The organism is Pseudomonadota bacterium (assembly GCA_030860485.1).
Taxonomy (GTDB): Bacteria; Pseudomonadota; Gammaproteobacteria; order JACCXJ01; family JACCXJ01; genus JACCXJ01.
On the sequence record JALZID010000154.1, the window covers coordinates 1 to 17,789 of the forward strand.

Below are 17,789 nucleotides of genomic sequence, written 5' to 3' on the forward strand. Positions count from 1 at the left end.
CTCCCCGTGGCGATGCCGCGCTGGATGCGGAGGAAGTCAGAGAGTGTCGGGCCGTTGCCGTCGCTGACGGTGTGCCGGTCGTTCCTGGCGTGGCTCGGATACACGGTCCACTTGCGGGACTCGCGCAAGAGTTCGAGGAGGATTCGGTCGCTGGCGTGCGGCTCGCTCATGGTGCCGCCGAACGTAAACTCGACCTCGTGGCCTTGCGGCGGCGGGGCCTTTCTGAACACGAGAACGACCGACGACACCAGGGCGTCCCCGAACTGAACGTCGTCGGGATCGAACCGATGGGCGCGGATGAGCGTCACGCGATCCGTGAGGTAGCGCTTGAGGGCCGCGCCGTAGTTGACGTCCATAAATTCCGAGGGAACGAGCCATCCGGCGTAGCCGCCGTCCTCCATCCACGCCGTGGCGAGAAGGAGGAAGTAGACGTACAGACCGGCAAGGCCATTGACTTCGACGCCGGTTTTCTCGTACGCGAGCCGTTGCAGGCGTTCCTTGTCCCCGCGGTCGATGTGGTGGTGGCGAACGTAGGGCGGGTTGGCCAGGATGAGGTTGGGCACGGGAGGGCCAAACCGATCGACGACGACACGAGTAAAGTCGCCCTGTACGACCTCAAGCGCGGTATCCGACCACAGGTCTCGGGTGGCCTTGCAGAAGGCCGGATCGAGTTCGACACCGACGGCGCTTCTGATGCGCTTGGGGCCGAACACCGCGAGCGCCGCGGAGAAAAAACTTGCGGAACCGATCGAGGGATCGGCGAATCGGACAGCGCGCTTACGGTCGTCGATCAGCGAGTCCACGTACCGGGCGATGTCGATGGCGAGGGCGTTGGGCGTGGCGAACTGGCCGAGGCGGTTCCGCTCGGCCGCCGACCTGGTTGCATCGACGGCCGCTTGCATTGCTTGGCGGCGCGTCTCGGTCGGGTTGTCTTGGTGCGCGTTCATGCCGGTCACAAACCCAGTTTAGCAAGATCGTCGATGCGATGCTCCCAGACCCAGTCAATGCCCTCCGCGGCCTCGTACCCCAAGTAGTCGCTACCGAAGTAGCCGCAGAGGAACAGCACGTACCGTATGCTCTCACCGTACGTCGCCTGGAGTTGATGGACCTTGGTCGCCTCTTCCTTGCGCCGCTTGTTGGTATTGGTGAAGTCGCCCGCCGACGTGGCCTCGATGAGGATGGGCAGCCGATCCTTCCGCAGCTTCTGGGGTTGGATCACCACGTCGGCCGGGATGTTGACTTTGACTGTCTTTCCGACGGCCAGATTCATGCGGAAGCTGTAGGTGGCCGGCTGCATCTCGGTCAGCGGCTTCCCGGCGGGGTGGGGCTGCTTCCGATACCCGCGTTGTCGAGATAGTCGCCGATCATGGCGAGTTGCCGTTGCTCCTGAGCGTTACGGACGATCGGGTTCGCCACGGCGCTGCACAGCCGGTCGGCGACATATCGTTGACGCCCGGTCGCGCTCGTGGTCGGTCGGGTCTTTCGCCGTGCCCAGCCACGGAAAGATGTCGCGGTCCAGAAGCTTGGTCAGCACGCGGCAGACTTTGGTCGAGTTCTCTTCGAGCAGTTCGGCCTTCATCCGTGAGGCCAACTTCCCTTCCGCCATGCTGCCGATGAGCGACTTGTTCGCGCCTGCAAGCCCGACCAGCCGGTCCACCGCCAGCGGCGGGGCGGTACACATGTGGAGCGTTGGGAGCGCGCTGGGGTTCGCTCGGAGCGTCGCGGCATCGAGATTCCGCAGATCGCATGTGGCGAGGAGGGCGGCCTTGACATGCTCGGTGGTTTTTACGCGCGTAGAGCGGAACGCCTGGGGCGCGAACCGCATAAACCACTGATTGAACTGATCAACAGAGGCCGCGATGTCGGCCTTCCAGAGATGCGGCTTGCCGGCATTGATGCGTCGAGGCTTCATGAATCCTCGCTCACGGGTACTGCGGAGTTCGCGTCGAGTTCGGGGTCAGAGTAAAAATTCCCGTTCTACCGCGGGTTGGGTTTTTTCACAAACTCTCCGGTCCGTGTCAATGCCGTTTCGGTGCGGTGAAGACGCGCGCCAGGGACTCGAACACCGGCGCCTGCGAGAACCGCCAGCAAGCAATAGCGAGCGCCAGCACGACGAAAGCCAGCATGGCGAGGAGATCTCTACCGACCGAGAAATCTGGATCGAACAAGGCTTCCGGTCCCAGCGCGTGCTTCAGGAGATCGACGCCGTAGCTGAAGGGGTTGGCGAGCGCGATTGCTTTCAACACGTCGGGCAGGTGCTCGATCGGGTACAGGGCGCCGCTCAGAAAGAACACGGGAAAGATCACGAAGTTCATGATCACGGCGAAGTCCTCCAAGGCCTTGCTGAAGACCGCGATGAGGGTGCCGAGGCTGGCGCACACCAGGGCCTGAGCGACGAGCCCGAGCGCCAAGAGCGCCGGATCGTGCGGGACCCCGAGATAGCCGAGCGCGAGCAGGATCAGCATGAGCAAGAGCGCCTGGCAGATGCCGATCAGCGCAGCCCCGAGCGTGCGCGCCAGGAGGACGACGGCGCGCGGGAGGGGGGCGATGATGAGCATGCGCATGACCCCCGATTCCTTGTCGTAGATCATCGACAGGGAAGCGAGCAGGGCGCCGAAGAGCACCACCATAGACACGAGCCCCGGCACCAGGAAACGCTGGTAGCCCCCCCGGCCCAGGCCCTCGAGCATGCCCTGGAATCCGGTGCCGATCACGAACAGCCAGATCAACGGGCGCACCATGCTGCTCACGAGCCGCCCCCGCTGGCGCAGCATGCGCTTGAGGTCGCGTGCCACGATGGCGGCGATCGCCCGCCTCATGGGGCACCCGCTGCGACCCCTGGCTGGTAATCGGGGGGGTCGCGATGGATCCAGAGGTACACGTCGTTGAGGTCCGGCCGGCGCAGGCGGATAGCGCGGGCATGCGCCCGAAGCTCGTGGGTGAGATGGTCCAGTGACACCGCCCCGCCGGCGACTCGGAACAGCAGCCGTTCCCGCTCGAAGAGCGGTTCCCCGAACCTGGGCCGCAGATGGGCGGCGGTCTCGGCGGGAGACTCGGTCTCGACCTCGAGCACGTACTCGCCGAGGGCGCCGACGAGCTCATTCGGGCTGCCCTGTCCGATCAGGCGCCCGCGGCTCATGAAGGCGACCCGGTCGCAGCCCGCCGCCTCTTCCAGATGGTGGGTGGTCAGGAGCAAGGTCGTGCCCTCCTCGCTGCGCAGGCGGCCGAGGTGCTGCCAGATCGCCCGGCGGTTCTGCACGTCGAGCCCGATAGTGGGCTCATCCAGCAACAGGATGCGGGGCCGGTGCAGGATGCCCCGGGCGATGTCGAGGGCGCGCCGCATCCCGCCCGAGAGCGCTCCGACAGGAGTGTCGCGCGCGTCCGTGAGCCCGAAGAGCTGGAGGAGGGCCGAGGCGCGCTCGCGCACGGTGCGGGCGCTATGGCCGCTCAGGGCCCCCGCGAAGCGCAGGTTCTCCATCGCGGTCAGGTTGCGGTCCAGGGCCGGTTCCTGGAACACCATCCCGATGTGCCGCCGCACCGCGAGCGGCGCGCCGAGGATGTCGTGGCCCGCGACCCAGGCGCGCCCGGCGCTCGGGCGCAAGAGGGTGCTCAAGAGCTGGAGGGTGGTGGTCTTCCCCGAGCCGTTGCGGCCCAACAGCGCGAAGAACTGCCCCGCCTCGATGGCGAGGTCGAGTCCCGCGAGCGCCACGACCGCGCCATAGGACTTCGCGAGGCGCTCCGTGAGGATGGCCGCGGGCGTGCTCACGGCCCTGACCTTCCGCACATCTAGCGTGCCTGACCTCGAACGATGGGGTGGCGAAAAGAAAAGGGGACCTCACGGTCCCCTGTTCGCAACGAGATGTCAATTTCGGTGATAGATATGGCGGTGATAGATATGGCGGCTAGCGGTTGTAGACGTACATCGTTACCTCGAAGCCGAGACGGATGTCGACGTAAGCGGGTGTCTCCCAGATCATCGTATGCTCCTCCAGATTAGGTAGTTGAATTCTCCCACGAACCAGCGTGTGGGACCAAGGATCCGATGGTACAGAGCGCAGCTACTGTGCCAGCTCCGGGCGCGGCTGGCCAGTCCCGAAAAAGTCGTTGCGGGTGACGCGCTTACCGAATGCCCCCGGGCCGAGCCGGGCCGTCGGACGACGCGGTGCGGGGCCGCGCTGTTTCATTTGGACCAGAACCATGGTTATTATGGACCACATGCCGGCCCAACACCCCTCCTTGGGGTCGCTGAGGCGCCTGTTGCTTGCTTATGAGCTGGCGCTCTTGCTGCTCGTCGTGGTCACCGGGGTGCTCGGCGGGCTGTGGACCTATTTCTGGAGCCAGACGACGCGGGAATCCTTCCGGCTCGGCACCTTGACCGACACCGCCCATCAGGTCCGTAGCGATCTGTTCCGGCAGATCCGCGAGGTGACCCGCGCCCGGCTCATGGAAGACCCGGCAGCCTTGGATCTCTATCGTGATTACTCCCGGCGCATCGATCAGCACTTCAACGGCCTGCGCCGTCATACCGCTTCGCGCCCCGAATCCCTCGCCGTCCAGGACATGCAGCGCGCCTACCGCATCATCCAGCACGACATGAACAACATCTTCACCGATCCCTACGTGGTCAACCGCGTGGTGCAGCTCAAGATCCTTGAATCAAGCTACGAGCGGCGTATGGTCGGAGCCTTCGAAGCGGCGTTCGCGGCCTTCGCGCGCCTCACCGTGGGGCAGCACGCCATCCTGGAGCGCACCATGCGCCGCTGGACGGAGCTTTCCCCGGTGCTCCTGCCGATCCCCATCGTCTTCGCCGCCGGGCTGGTATTGCTGTCCCGGCGCGCCTTGCGGCGTGGCTTCGTTCAACCCATGGCGGAGGTGATCGCCGGGGCGCGGCGATTGAGTGCCGGCCATTTGGAGCATCGCCTGTCGGGCGGGAGGGCCCACGAGATGGCCGAGCTCGCCGAGACCCTCAACCAGATGGCCGCCGATCTCGCCGAGAGCCGCGACGCCGCGGTGAGGAGCGAACGGCAGGCGGCCCTGGGGGCGCTGGTCCCGGTCATCGCCCACAACATCCGTAATCCGCTCGCCAGCATACGCGCCGAGGCCCAGCTCCTGGCACACGCCGAGCGCCCCGCCGAGATAGCGGAGGTGCAGGAGGCGATCATCGAGACCGTGGATCGCCTGGGACGTTGGGTCACCGCGCTCGTCTCCTACCTGCATCCCTTGCGGCCGCATCGGGTCGCCACCGAGCCCTGGGCGATCGTGCAGGCGGCCCTGACACTCCTCGCCACCAAGCTGCAAGAAAAGCGGATCCGCGTGGACGCGAGGCGTGGCCCGGAGGAGCCGCGGGTGCCCATGGACGTGGACCTCATGGAGCAGGCGCTGGCAGGGCTCCTCGCCAACGCCATCGAGGCCTCTCCCCGCGGCGGACGCCTGACCCTGGTGACCGCGCGCGATGGGCCGGAATGCCGGCTCGACATCGTCGATGAAGGCCCCGGGCTGCCGTTCGAACCCGAGCCCTCCGGGCTTGGGCCGGGCCCCACGACCAAGCGTTACGGGACCGGTCTCGGGATCCCCTTCGCCTACAAGGTCGCCGAGGCCCACGGGTTCCGGGTCCAGTTTTCGCCGGTGCCCGAGGGGGGGACTCGGGTGAGCTTCTATATGCCGCTAGGCGAGGGGGCGGCCGTTTCGTGAGCGCGCCGCGCCGCGTGCTCCTGGTCGAGGACGAGGCGGTCTTCGCCCGCGCGGTCGAGAAGCGGCTCGCCAAGGCCGGTCTCGCCTGCCAGGTGGCGGGTACGCTCGCGGACGCGCGGCGCCTCTTGATGGGCCCGGAGCCGGACGCGATCCTGCTCGACATGCGGCTGCCGGACGGCTCCGGGCTCGACCTCTTGAGCGAGGTCCGCGAGCGCCGCGGCAGCGCCGTGCCGGTCCTGGTGCTCACCGCCTACGGCGAGGTCGAGGACGCGGTCCTGGCCATGAAGCTGCGCGCCTCGGATTACTTGAAGAAGCCGATCGATCTGGAGGAGTTGCTGGTCTCCATCGACAAGGTCTTCGCACACAACGAGCTGCAACGCGCCCTGGAGCACTCCCGGCAGCGCGAGCGACAGGGTCTGGAGGCCCTCCGGTTCCTCGGAGAGCACCCGAGCATCGTCGAGCTCCGCGGCCAGGCGGAGCGCCTCGCGGCGCTCTGCGCCGGGGCCGCGGGACCGCCCCCGGCGGTCTTGATCCTGGGGGACACCGGCACCGGCAAGGACTTGATGGCCAAGCTCCTCCACCACTCCGGGCCACGCCGCGATCGGCCCTTCGTGCACGTCGATTGCGCGGCCCTGCCCAAGGACCTCATCGAGGGCGAGCTGTTCGGACACGAAAAGGGGGCCTATACGAGCGCCGTCGGTGCGGCCAGCGGCCTTATCGAGGCCGCCGAGGACGGCGTGGTGTTCCTGGACGAGGTCGTTGAGCTCCCGATCGAGCTGCAGGCCAAGCTCCTGGCGGTGCTCGAACGCCGCACCGTGAGGCGGCTCGGGAGTACCCGGGAACGCCCGGTGAGCGCCTGGATCATCGCCGCCACCAATCGCGATCCGGAGGCCATGGTGGCGCGCGGGGCACTGCGCGCGGACCTGTATTTCCGCCTCAACGTGCTCGCGATCCGCATGCCGCCGCTCGGCGAGCGCGGCGCGGACATCGTGCTGCTCGCGCGCGATTTCGCCAATCAGGTGGCGCGCCGTTACGGGTTGCCGGCACCCAGCCTCACCCCCGAGGCCTGCGCCGCGCTCATGGCCTATTCGTGGCCCGGCAATGTGCGCGAGCTCAAGCACCTCATGGAGCGCGTGGTGCTGCTCTCGGGCGGGGCGGACATCGATACAAGGGCACTGATGCTGCCCCCGGCGCCCGAGTCCCCGTCACCCGAAGACGGGCCGGCGGGGGAGGGCGGCGGGCTTCTGGGTCTCAGCCTCGAAGAAGCCGAGCGCCTCCTCATCGAGCAGGCGCTCGCCGTGACCGGCTACAACGTCTCCGAGGCGGCCCGCCAGCTCGGCGTGACGCGCATGGCGATGCGCTACCGGATGCGCAAGCACGGCCTGGACAAGTCGCCGGACGATGGCGGTAACGGGTCGTGACGCCTGGCCCGCAGCGCCTGAAGGTTGACAATAGCCTGCCTTGTAGTTGACAATAATGCGCATCCAGGTTGACAAAGCACGAGACGCTAGATGACTAAGGTTCGTTCGCGGGGTGAGCAGATTCGACGTTTTATCGTTTCTCGCGTGGAGAAGCACCCCACCGACATCGCCAAGTTCACGGCTGAGCACTTCGGAATTACGCGCCAGGCTGTAAACAAGCACCTGCAGCGGCTTGTTGAGGAGCGTGCGCTTGTATCTGACGGCAAAACACGGAACCGCGCATACCGACTATACCCTCTTGTCCGATGGCTCAAAGAGTATGAATTAAACGATTCGTTAGCCGAAGACATCGTTTGGAGGTCTGATGTTGAGCCCTGTCTAGGCCAGCTTCCGGAAAACGTCCGCGACATTTGGCGTTATGGCTTTACGGAGATGTTCAACAACGCGATCGACCACGCACAGGGAAGCAGCGTCGACGTTCTGCTGAGCAAGAACGCAGCCGTCACCGAGCTTGCGATCGTCGACAACGGAATCGGCATTTTCAGGAAGATCCAAGCGGCGCTCGGCCTGGTGGATGAGCGGCATGCCATTCTAGAGTTGTCGAAGGGCAAATTGACCACCGACCCGGCCAAGCACACGGGGAAGGGCATCTTCTTCACGTCTCGCGTGTTTGACGAATTTGATATTCTTTCCGGTGGGGTCTACTTTTCTCATAAGTTCGGCGATGCTGATGATTGGATCCGTGAGAGAGCACGACCCAAATCTGGAACAGTGGTATGGATGGAGCTAAACAACCACACGTCTCGAACCCTTAAAAAGGTATTCGACCAATTCACATCGGATGACGCGCTCGGGTTCACAAAGACCGTTGTTCCCGTTCGACTCGCTCAATATGGCGAGGACAAACTAGTATCCCGATCACAGGCGAAACGCCTCCTGGCACGGGTTGAGCGCTTCAAGACCGTGATCTTCGATTTCACCGAAGTCGAAAGCATTGGCCAAGCATTTGCTGACGAGGTCTTCAGGGTTTTCGCGTCCCGACATCCCGGGGTAGAGCTCGTGGCTATCAAGGCAAACTCTGCCGTCAACCGCATGATTCAACGAGCAAAATCAGCGACGTAATCTCGCGCCCTAGACATTATGACTTGCGCCGAGCGAGGCTGACCCCCGGTGGGATCGCTGGCCTAAGGCCTTCTTCGCCGAACAGGGGCTTTTCACCTTATATGAAGCCTTTGTCCTGGCGCGCCAATCCCGATGAGGAAACCACCGACTGGAGAGCCGTGCGCGGGAGAACCGCCACACGGTTCGGAGGCCGGGGAGGGCGCTAGCCCTTCCCGACCCCTATTGCTTGCTCACCCAAACACGCAAGATAGCCAAAGAACAAAGCCGCAAATATGGTCACCCCAAAAACCTTGAGTAAGTACCATTCGCGTGTGCCCCTGTTATTGCCTTTTTGCTAAGCTTGCTGCGCTTCAGGTGGGTCGGCGTCGAGTTACCGAGGCGCCACGCATCCCACCGCTGGACACGGAGCCACGGCGCCGAGGTTTTGCTGCGCGGAACGCTCGCTGAGCGCCGCTGGAGTCAGCATGGCCGCGGACACCGCCGGAGCCGGCGCCCGCGAGCGCGCGAGCGCGGCGAACGCGACATCGAGCAATCCGCTCATGTGCTGGTCGCGCCAAACGGCGCTCTTGCCGCCGAGGACAACCCCGACCAAGCGATGATCGTTGCGGGTGGCGGACGCCACCAAGTTGAACCCCGAGGCTCGCACATAACCCGTCTTGATACCGTCGGCGCCTGGGTAGCGGCCGAGCAAGCGGTTGTGATTGTGATAGGTCCGGCCTTTGAAAGTAAATCGCTCGATGGAAAACAGCCTGTAGTAGTGCGGAAAGCGGCGCATCAGCGCGACCCCCAGGCGGAGCATATCCCGCGCGGTGGTGTGTTGTCGCCGGTCGGGCAAGCCGGAGGCGTTGCGGAACGAGGTATCGAGCATCCCGAGCCACCGTGCCTCTCGAGTCATGAAGTGCGCGAAGTGTGACTCGGTTTTTCCTACGGCCTCGGCCAACACCACCGCGGCATCGTTCGCGGAATGGCTGATGAGCGCCAGGATCGCGTCGCGGACGCCGATCGTCTGACTCTTGCGAAGGCCTAGCCGCGTCGGCTGCATGCGCGCCGCATTAGCCGAGACCGGAAGCCTCTGGGTCAGCGTGAAGCGATCGGCGTCCAACGCGGCGAACACCATGTACAGCGTCATGAGCTTGGTGAGGGACGCCGGTTGCGTACGGGCATCGGCATTGGCCTCGTGCAGTACCACCGCGTTGTCCACGTCATACACGATAGAGGCGTAGGTCGGAGCCGCCGAGCTGGCCGGCGAAGAAAGAAGCAGACCGAGGAGCACAAACCCGTACCCGAGAATGTCGGGCAGGCGCGAGAGCTTCGTACGATAAACGCCCTTGCTGTCAGCCGCCCGACGCGAGTGCGTGTAATCGGTTTCCATCGTCACTTCCCCCCTTAAGCGTCGTGGGATATGGCCAGTCGTCTGACAAGGAGCCCTTGTTAGGGAAGCTCTGCAAAAGCTATTGCGCCGCCCATCTGCTTACCTCGCTCCACAAAGCGCGGTCATCCTTGGGCCGCTCCTCGCCTGGTTGCATGCTCGTGCGTCACTTTCCTAACGACATCGTGACTTGCTGCGCAGCTTCGCTGAGTGGGGCTTGCTTATGACACCCTTGCAGAGCTTCCCAAAAACCCTGTCGACTCCCATGCCTCTCTTCGAATGATGACTAACAAGGGTTGTGCCATCTGACGTAGCACCGGCACGCAAGGTGGCGGCGCCCCCTGTGCGGTGACCATGGTAAGCATACAGCTACACAGGGGCCAATGGGGTCAATTTACTGACGGCGCTGCGTTCGGTACATCGTCTGGTGCGAGCTATTCCGCGTCGACGCCATGGTAGTCCTTCCCAATGCTCGTCATGCGGTGTGGAGCTTACCCCCGAAGACGCCGATTATTCTCTCGCGACGGCAGCGGGCTAGCCTTTTAGCTACCCCCTATCCTGCACCACGTCCGGTATGAAGTTTCATAAGCTCGTCGGCCTCTCCGGTGTCGCGGCCCCGCAGGGTCAGGCGCGCTTACCCGCCCAGATCGGCGGACGTCGATCCTTCCAGGGACGCGCCTCCTCTAGTGAGGCCGCGAGCCGAAACAGCAATGCTTCCTCCCCGTACCTAGAAACGAATTGTAGGCCGACCGGCAGCCCATCGCTGTCTTGCTCCAGCGGCAACGAGATGGCCGGCTGACCCGTCGTGTTGAAGAGCGACGTGAATGGCGCGTAAGTGAAAATCTGTCGCACCCACTGCTCTGCGTTCAGATCGGATGCATTGGCATTGAGGATAGCGGCACCAACTGGGACCGTGCGCTGGGCGATGGTCGGCGTCAGCAGCACATCGTATAACGCAAAAAATTCGGCGACCGCGCGCGATATGCGGTTCAGGCCAGGAACGCACACCAGATGTTCTGGGTCGCACCGCCGAAGGCTTCCGCGTCGATGACAGGACCGGCTTCCACCACGTCATGACCGAGATCCCTGCAGAGCGTGGCCATTCGATCAACGGCCGCAGCAATCTCCGGGTCAACATTCGCCCCGGTCCAAGCCTTATTCGTGTAAGCGATCTTCAGACGGCCGACTGGCGCACCGATCTCCTCTAAGAATGGTCGCGCTGGAGGTGCAATGGCGTAGGGATCGCCGGGGCTCGCGCCTTGTGTTGCGTCCAAGATGGCGGCGCTGTCGCGCACAGTACGGGTCAGTGCATGCTCAGACACGAGACCCAACAGCACGGTGCCATGGGCGGGCCCGAGTGACACACGTCCGCGTGTGGGTTTCAGTCCTACAATCCCGCAGCATGCAGCTGGAATTCGTATCGAACCGCCGCCATCATTGCCGTGCGCCGCTGGAACGGCGCCGGCTGCCACGATCGCCCCCGAGCCACCACTGGAGCCGCCGGCGCTCCGATCGAGGTTCCAGGGGTTTCGTGTCGGCCCATCTTTCACACTTTCCGTCGTTGCGTTGAACGCCATCTCTGGTGTTGTGGTTCTCCCGAGCGTTACGAGGCCGGCGCGCTCATAGCGCAGGGCGAGTTCGCTCGCATTGGGCATTCTCAGGCCGGCGGCGAGCCTGCTTCCGAACTCGGTCAGCCTGCCTTCCTCTTGGATCAAGACGTCCTTGCGCAGGAACGGGACGCCCCTCAACGGGCCCGACCCTGTCGCGCTTGCGGCTCGCTCTGGAAATGTCTCCACGACGGCGTTTATCTTCGGATTGACAGCCTCGATCGCCGCAAGCCCCGTTTGCGCAAGCTCGGCGGCGCCGATTTCGCGCCGACGTACGAGTTCGGCTAGACCGACCGCATCGTAATGCGAATATTCATCGAGCGTCATCGTTCCTCCACCCATTTATGGGCGGCGACCGCTTTCTTCAAGCGGGTATTGGGAGCCCATTCCAGGCCGAAGACTCGCATGTCTGACATCCTACAGGCTCAGGCAGTACCCTGCCTTCTGAGGGGAAAGGCCGTTAAATTCGTATGCTCGCTTGGGTTTCCTTGGAGTATGGCTTGTCCAAAACCAATTGGATCGGCGGTGGTCATCAGCTCACGGCAATGGAAACGCACCTGCTTTCTCGGTTCTGGTTGCTTCCAGTAAGCATGACCCACGTACCTCTACACTCCCCGGTAAGGAGAGTGTAATTTCATCTCCTCGAAAAACGTCCGAATTGCCCTCTTTTCCTCACCGATGAACCGCTCGATGGCGTTGCGGAACGCAGGGTGGCGGATCCAGTGCGCGCTGTAAGTCAGCTCGGGAAGAAAACCGCGCGCGATCTTGTGCTCCCCCTGGGCGCCGGCTTCGAAAAGCTTGAGGCCCTTAGCGATCGCGTACTCCAAGGGCTGGTAATAACAGAGCTCGAAGTGCAGGTTTCGGATCTCCCGGCTCGCTCCCCAGTACCTTCCATAGAGGCAGTCGCCGTTTTCGTAGTACAGGGCGCCCGCCACGGGAGTACCCGCGTCTTGCGCAAGAATCAATAGGACCTGGTCCCGCATCGACTGAAAAACCCGCTGGAAGAAGGCGAGCTCGAGATACGGGATGGCCCCCATCTTCTCGATGGTCGACCGATAAAAGCCGTGGAAAACGGTGGCGTGCTCCGGCCGCAGGTCCGCGCCTCGGAGGATCGAGATCCGGAGGCCGCGTGATCGCAGCTCTTGGCGCTCTTTCAGAATTTGCTTCCGCTTGCGCCGCTTGAGGCTCGCAAGAAAGGCATCGAAGGTCGGGAAGTCTTGGTTCTTCCAGTGGTACTGAAAGCTGTGCCGGATGAGAAAACCTTCGCGCACGAAGTAGGGGATCTCCTCTGGCAGCAGAAACAGGTAATGCAAAGAGCTCGTCTCCAAGACTTCCGTCTTCTCTTTCGCCGCGCGGATCAGCCGCGCGGCCACGGCTGCGCGATCCGCCGGTTTGGAAAAGAGGAGCTTGGGTCCGGTCGCGGGAGTGAATGGAATCGAGGAGACGAGCTTCGGGTAGTAAGGCACACCTGACTTCGCGTACGCCTGCGCCCACGCCCAGTCGAAGATGTACTCGCCGTAGCTATTATCCTTCACGTAAAGAAAGGAGGCGCCCTCGAGCTCGTCCCCCCGCCAGGCGGTGAGATGGTGCGGAATCCAGCCGGAACGGCTACCCACCGCCCCGGTCTCTTCCAGCGCGTGCAGGTAGGCGTAATGGGTGAAGGGGAAGCCGCCGTGGCACAGCCGCGCCCACTCGTCTCCCGGGATAGCCTCCAATCTTTCAAAAGCTTTGATTGTGTGCGATGCTCGCGTCATGACTAAGTTGCTCTCTCCCGCCGATCTGGAAGATATCACCTCCCGTACCCTCCATCACTACGAGGCTCACGCCGAAAGCTTTTGGGAGGGGACGAAGGATCATGATGTCACCCAGAACTACGAGGCCTTCCTCGACGCTTTGCCCAAAAGACCGGGGCTTCGCCTGCTCGATCTGGGCTGCGGGCCTGGCCGGGATCTCCTCCACTTCCGGAAACTGGGCCACGAGCCAACCGGGCTGGACGGGAGCCCGGCGTTCTGCGAGATAGCGCGAAAGCACGCCGGCTGTCCGGTGTGGCACCAGAATTTTCTGCAGCTCACACTGTCGCCGGCCTCGTTCGACGGTGTTTTCGCGAACGCCTCCCTGTTCCACGTTCCCCAGCAGGAGCTGCCCCGAGTTCTCGCCGAGCTGAGAGACGCGCTCGTGCCGGAAGGGGTCCTATTCTCCTCCAATCCGCGCGGCGGGGTAGAGGGATGGTCGGGAGAACGTTACGGCGCCTACCTCGATTGGGACACGTACCGAAAGTACCTGGAGGGCTCCGGATTCGAGCCGGTCCACCACTACTATCGGCCCGCGGGCTTACCCCGCGATAGGCAGCCGTGGTTGGCGGTGGTGAGCAGGAGCCGGTCGTGAAGTCCAAGATGAAAGCGGTCCTTGCTGGGCATTCAATTACCCGGCGTGGAGGCGGACGAGCTCGAGTCTTGGCTGACCTGCCTAGCGGCTCACGGGGCCGAGGTACGTGGCCTCGATCCCCGCCATCGCATTGCACTGTCTTGGGCGCGGAACAAGCATCGCGAGGAGGTCGTGAAGCTACTGCGAGAGGCTGGCGGGGGCCTACCCGCTTGTTCCCTGGTATGCTTTGCTCTGGAGGAACGCTTCGAGCTATGACCGGGCTGCTGACCCAGTGCCGATTCCCGCGTCGCTCGGCCAGATTCACCGTGAAAAACCACGCGGCTCCCGGAAGCCAGGCACGACGGTATTCGGTCATCGATCACCTTCTCTCGTCCAGCTCTTGTCGCGAGCGATGCGGTTCCCTTCGTTTATCGCAATCTGGGGGGCTGTCCCTCCCAGTCTCGATACTGCCCACGCTGCCTACACGGCTGCCAGAAATTCGGACACCGTCAAGCCTGCCGCCCGAATGAGGCTTCGTAGTGTACCCTTTGCGACTTCCCGATGATCGGGAACCGACAAAGTGGCCATTTCTCCTTCTTTGACCATGACGATGTGGCTCCCGCTCTGCCGCACAATCTGCCACTCCAAAGACTCAAATACGCGGACAACCTCGCGTCCGCTGAGAACGGGAAGCGCCGGCGGCATTATGCGGCTACGTCGACTTGCCGGGTCTCGATGGTCAAAGGCATACCGCGCTCCGCACGGACCTGGAGGCACTGGTAAATCGCATCCTGGATGTTTTGCACAGCCTCGTCTTTCGTTTGGCCTTGGCTGACACAACCGGGAATTGCCGGACATTCGACGATCCAAACTCCGTCTTCGTCGCGGTTTATCGTAACGCTGAATTTCATTTTGCTCCTCTGAGTGTTATTGAGCTAGTCGAAACAAGAAAGCGTCCGGTCACGAAGTACCGTAATCAGCAATGGCATAGCGTATTCCGCCGTCATACCGCCATCGATGGTGTCGGAAATATCGTGGTCTGGTCCTTATTCTTTCCCGAGGCCAATCGGCTACGCGTCGCACCCATCCGTGTCTTACCGGGTTCCAATGGACATAATTCGCGTGACGGTTGAGGTCGGGTTTATCACGGATGGAATGTTCCCAAAAACGGCGCTGCCATAGACCTCGCTCACCCCGCTTGGCGCGACTTTACTAAATGCGCCCGCCCTCTTAGATAGCACGGGAGAAGCGTCCCTTGATCAGACTCCAGCGGGTAGACAAATCCGTATCACCGGGCGCCAGCGTCCCGACGCCACGTAAATGATCCATCAGGATCACGACCGCTTCCAGGCGGAAAACGTGTCGCGCCCAAACGCTACGAAACTACGAAGCGCACTTTGCAACACATCAATTCGCTCGACCAATAGCCGATTCCCGTGTCGCTCGGCCAGATTCACCGTGAAAAACCACGTGGCCCCTGGAAAGCAGGCACGACGGTATTCGGTCATCGAGCACCTTCTCTCGCCAAGCCCTTTTCGCGAGCGATGCGGTTCCCTTCGTTCACCGTATTCTACACGGGTTGCATAACCAAGGCTTGATATCCGTTCGGGCGCTTTACATGTGTGCCCACGGGTATACCAAATGTCATCGTGTGCTTCACTTTTGTGGACCGCCCGTTCGGACCCGCATGCCGTGGTGGTGTGGGGCCGGGGGCTAAACATCCCCCGATTAGCTCGCATCCTCACTAGGGAAGAGCTGGCCGTCAACTTGGTCGACGAAGTCGCCACGGCGGATAAGTTCGTGGATGTACTTGGCAACCTGCGAGGCCGTTAGGCCGAGCTTGTCAGACTACGTCCTTGTGCACTCCGGACGGCCATGGCTGCGCCGGAAGCAGGTCCCGTACGACGACGAGAAGTTCGTTGTCTAGGCCGACGGGCGCTCCCTTCCAATCAGAGGCCGAACCTGACTTGAGATCTTCCCATCGCGCTGATATGTACTGCTTCCACTCCTCGCTGCCCCAGCCTTCCATTTGTTCGAGCTGGTCGGGAGGAATACGAGAATTGAGCAGGCGACCCCAGGTTATGGATTCGCCACCAAGGTCAATGAAATGCGGATACAGCTCCTTCCTAAAGACCTTCCCGCGAATCAACTTTTTGACTGTTGGAGATGTATCGCGGCGCGACCGTGTCTCCCGATAGATCGCCGCTTGGACTACAGACGAACGGAGGTCGCGAACCTCCTGAGCCAGTGCACGTAGCAGCGAGTCCTCACCGAGTGACTCAGACGCAGCCTGGATCGTTGCGATGCGGCCCACTGCCTCCATCGGACGGTAGTAGCGACCTTGCTGCGCCGCATGGATGAAGGTAACCAAACGCTTTCTGTTCTGCTCAAGATCCATCAGATCACGTTCTTCCATGATGATCCGTTGGTTCCCAACGTCGAACGGCAGGCGCTGCCCCTTCCAGGCAAGCATGACAAGGGGTAAGCCTAGAGCATGGCGAATTCCCAGCTCGTACATCACATTCGGGTTGGGGTCGTCTTCTGGTTCGGCGCCTCCAAGATCTACTACTACCATAGGATCAAGCGCGAGGTGTGATCGAATTTCGTCGTTAATGGCACCGGGTTGCTCTTCGGTTGCGGCGAGCTTCGGCTCAAAGCCAGCTTCTACTACTGCAGGCTTGATAACAACCTCATACCAACCGCGAAACCACTTTTGTTCGGCTGGGTCGCGACCGAACTGCATCACCACAAAGCAATGTCGTTCATGTGTGGTCGCGGAGGGAGCCGTCGAGGGCGTGATTGCTTCGATCTGCGAGGTGTCGGGCATGTCAACCTTTCGCTGGAGCGGGCAAGGTTCGCGCTAACAGGCGGGTTGTCGCATAGTGAGCAACGCGAACGACACGGTGGCCCATCCTGGCTGAGCGCGTTTGTGAGCTGCTTTCACTGTCCCATTGACCCCCATAACTCCATGATGGCCACAAAGATGCGAAATCATATAATGGATATCATCCACGTGACGGTTGAAGTCGGCTTGATCACGGATGAGATGTTCTCCAAAACGGCGGTGCCATAGAGCTTGTCCACCCCGCTTGGCGCGGCTTTGCGAGATGCGCTCGCGTTTCTCGATGGCAAGGGAGAAGTGTTCCTTGATTAGACTCCGGCGGGTAGAAAAAACCGCATCACCAGGCGCCAGCGTCCAGACACAATGTATATGATCCGGCAGGATCAGGAGCGCTTCCAGGTGGAAGGGGTGTCGCGCCCGAACGCTACGAAACGCGGTTCGCAACACGTCATCCGCTCGACCAATAGCCCCTTCCCGCGTCGCTCGGCCAGATTCACTGGGAAAAGCCACATGGTTCCGCAGGCACGACGGTATTCGGTCATCGATCATCTTCACTCTCCCAGCTCTATTCGCGAGCGACCTCGGTTACGGCATCCTGCGCGGGCTTTTTGGCGCGTCCGGTGGAGCGGCGAGTTAGATTGCACCTAGGTACGGTCCAGACACATAGGTAACAGTTTAGTCCAGGGCCGGCTACAAGTGGATTGAGCGCTACGAACACGGGGGTCTCGCCAGCCTGGCCGAGCACTCCCGACGCCCGCATGTGTGCCCGACCCAGACGCCCGAGGAGGTGGTGCAGGCGCTCACTGAAGCGCGCCAGCGCCATCCTTCCTGGGGCGCGAAGAAGCTCTTGGCGTTTCTTTCCGGGCGCCATCCCGATGGGGCCTGGCCGGCCCGCTCCACCGTCTGCGATATCCTCGATCGCCACGGCTTGATCCGCAAGCCCCGGGTACGTCGGCGAGTGGGCCATCCAGGGAAACCCACCACCGCGATGAGCGTCCCGAACGCAGTGTGGTGTACCGACTTCAAGGGCCAGTTCAAGACCTGCGACGGTCTCTATTGCTATCCCCTGACGGTCACCGATGGCTACAGCCGCTATCTCCTCGGCTGCCAAGCCCTGAGCTCGACCGCGGTGTCCAAGGCCCAACCGGTGTTCACGCGTCTCTTCCGCGAGTTCGGGCTCCCCGAACGCATTCGTACCGACAACGGAGTGCCCTTTGCCACCACCACGCTCGCCCGCCTGTCCTCCCTGTCGGCCTTTTGGGTGCGGCTCGGGATCCTGCCGGAGTTCATCGAGCCCGGTAAGCCCCAACAAAATGGGCGACACGAGCGCATGCACCGCACCCTCAAGGCCGAGACCACCCGCCCACCGGCGG

Annotated in this window: 16 protein-coding genes and 1 pseudogene; 5 read left to right on the forward strand and 12 right to left on the reverse strand. The window is 62.6% G+C overall.

The annotated features are described in order from the left end of the window. From M3461_08530 to M3461_08545, 4 genes and pseudogenes are all read right to left on the reverse strand, one after another. Positions 1 to 947 (reverse strand): SAM-dependent DNA methyltransferase (locus tag M3461_08530; GenBank protein MDQ3774391.1); only part of this gene is annotated, 947 nt, incomplete at its 3' end. Positions 948 to 952: 5 nt separating this feature from the next. Next, a pseudogene (locus tag M3461_08535) lies at positions 953 to 1,912 on the reverse strand (XamI family restriction endonuclease). 106 nt (positions 1,913 to 2,018) lie between these two features. After that, positions 2,019 to 2,819 (reverse strand): ABC transporter permease, encoded by an 801-nt coding sequence (locus M3461_08540; protein MDQ3774392.1) that lies wholly within the window; start codon positions 2,817 to 2,819, stop codon positions 2,019 to 2,021. Then, the gene (locus M3461_08545; GenBank protein ID MDQ3774393.1) at positions 2,816 to 3,766 is read right to left on the reverse strand and encodes an ATP-binding cassette domain-containing protein; all 951 of its coding nucleotides are present in this window, start codon (positions 3,764 to 3,766) and stop codon (positions 2,816 to 2,818) included. The genes M3461_08540 and M3461_08545 overlap by 4 nt, the downstream gene beginning before the upstream one ends. 491 nt (positions 3,767 to 4,257) lie before the next feature. On the opposite strand from M3461_08545, the gene M3461_08550 reads away from it, so the two are divergent. The 3 genes from M3461_08550 (at position 4,258) to M3461_08560 (ending at position 8,234) form a co-directional block, all read left to right on the forward strand. Further along, the gene (locus M3461_08550) at positions 4,258 to 5,691 is read left to right on the forward strand and encodes a HAMP domain-containing protein (GenBank protein MDQ3774394.1); all 1,434 of its coding nucleotides are present in this window, start codon (positions 4,258 to 4,260) and stop codon (positions 5,689 to 5,691) included. After that, positions 5,688 to 7,112 carry a sigma-54 dependent transcriptional regulator gene (locus M3461_08555; GenBank protein MDQ3774395.1) on the forward strand — a complete coding sequence of 475 codons (1,425 nt, stop codon included), beginning with the start codon at positions 5,688 to 5,690 and terminating at the stop codon, positions 7,110 to 7,112. Before M3461_08550 ends, M3461_08555 begins: the two co-directional genes overlap by 4 nt. 90 nt (positions 7,113 to 7,202) lie before the next feature. After that, positions 7,203 to 8,234 carry a DUF4325 domain-containing protein gene (locus M3461_08560; protein ID MDQ3774396.1) on the forward strand — a complete coding sequence of 344 codons (1,032 nt, stop codon included), beginning with the start codon at positions 7,203 to 7,205 and terminating at the stop codon, positions 8,232 to 8,234. Positions 8,235 to 8,604: 370 nt separating this feature from the next. On the opposite strand, the gene M3461_08565 is transcribed toward M3461_08560, so the two are convergent. From M3461_08565 to M3461_08580, 4 genes are all read right to left on the reverse strand, one after another. Further along, positions 8,605 to 9,606, reverse strand: coding sequence for a D-alanyl-D-alanine carboxypeptidase (locus tag M3461_08565; protein MDQ3774397.1), 1,002 nt, complete (start codon positions 9,604 to 9,606; stop codon positions 8,605 to 8,607). A gap of 621 nt (positions 9,607 to 10,227) precedes the next feature. After that, positions 10,228 to 10,548, reverse strand: coding sequence for an amidase family protein (locus tag M3461_08570; GenBank protein MDQ3774398.1), 321 nt, complete (start codon positions 10,546 to 10,548; stop codon positions 10,228 to 10,230). Positions 10,549 to 10,592: 44 nt separating this feature from the next. Beyond that, positions 10,593 to 11,537 (reverse strand): amidase family protein, encoded by a 945-nt coding sequence (locus M3461_08575; GenBank protein MDQ3774399.1) that lies wholly within the window; start codon positions 11,535 to 11,537, stop codon positions 10,593 to 10,595. Positions 11,538 to 11,815: 278 nt separating this feature from the next. Further along, the gene (locus M3461_08580; protein ID MDQ3774400.1) at positions 11,816 to 12,964 is read right to left on the reverse strand and encodes a GNAT family N-acetyltransferase; all 1,149 of its coding nucleotides are present in this window, start codon (positions 12,962 to 12,964) and stop codon (positions 11,816 to 11,818) included. On the opposite strand from M3461_08580, the gene M3461_08585 reads away from it, so the two are divergent. Next, the gene (locus M3461_08585) at positions 12,963 to 13,595 is read left to right on the forward strand and encodes a methyltransferase domain-containing protein (GenBank protein MDQ3774401.1); all 633 of its coding nucleotides are present in this window, start codon (positions 12,963 to 12,965) and stop codon (positions 13,593 to 13,595) included. The two genes, M3461_08580 and M3461_08585, sit on opposite strands and share 2 nt — an antisense overlap. A 459-nt stretch (positions 13,596 to 14,054) precedes the next feature. Here the strand turns inward: M3461_08585 and M3461_08590 are convergent, their stop codons facing one another. From M3461_08590 to M3461_08605, 4 genes are all read right to left on the reverse strand, one after another. Further along, entirely contained in the window at positions 14,055 to 14,279 is a 225-nt protein-coding gene (locus M3461_08590; protein MDQ3774402.1) for a type II toxin-antitoxin system HicA family toxin, read from the reverse strand. Continuing rightward, complete coding sequence (locus M3461_08595; GenBank protein ID MDQ3774403.1) at positions 14,279 to 14,485, reverse strand: type II toxin-antitoxin system HicB family antitoxin; 207 nt, start codon at positions 14,483 to 14,485, stop codon at positions 14,279 to 14,281. Before M3461_08595 ends, M3461_08590 begins: the two co-directional genes overlap by 1 nt. Positions 14,486 to 15,417: 932 nt before the next feature. After that, a complete protein-coding gene (locus tag M3461_08600) occupies positions 15,418 to 16,401 on the reverse strand; it encodes a hypothetical protein (protein ID MDQ3774404.1) in 984 nt (327 codons plus the stop codon). A gap of 33 nt (positions 16,402 to 16,434) precedes the next feature. Further along, positions 16,435 to 16,965 carry a transposase gene (locus tag M3461_08605; GenBank protein ID MDQ3774405.1) on the reverse strand — a complete coding sequence of 177 codons (531 nt, stop codon included), beginning with the start codon at positions 16,963 to 16,965 and terminating at the stop codon, positions 16,435 to 16,437. 184 nt (positions 16,966 to 17,149) lie between these two features. Here M3461_08605 and M3461_08610 point away from each other — a divergent pair. Beyond that, positions 17,150 to 17,789 (forward strand): DDE-type integrase/transposase/recombinase (locus M3461_08610; GenBank protein ID MDQ3774406.1); only part of this gene is annotated, 640 nt, incomplete at its 3' end.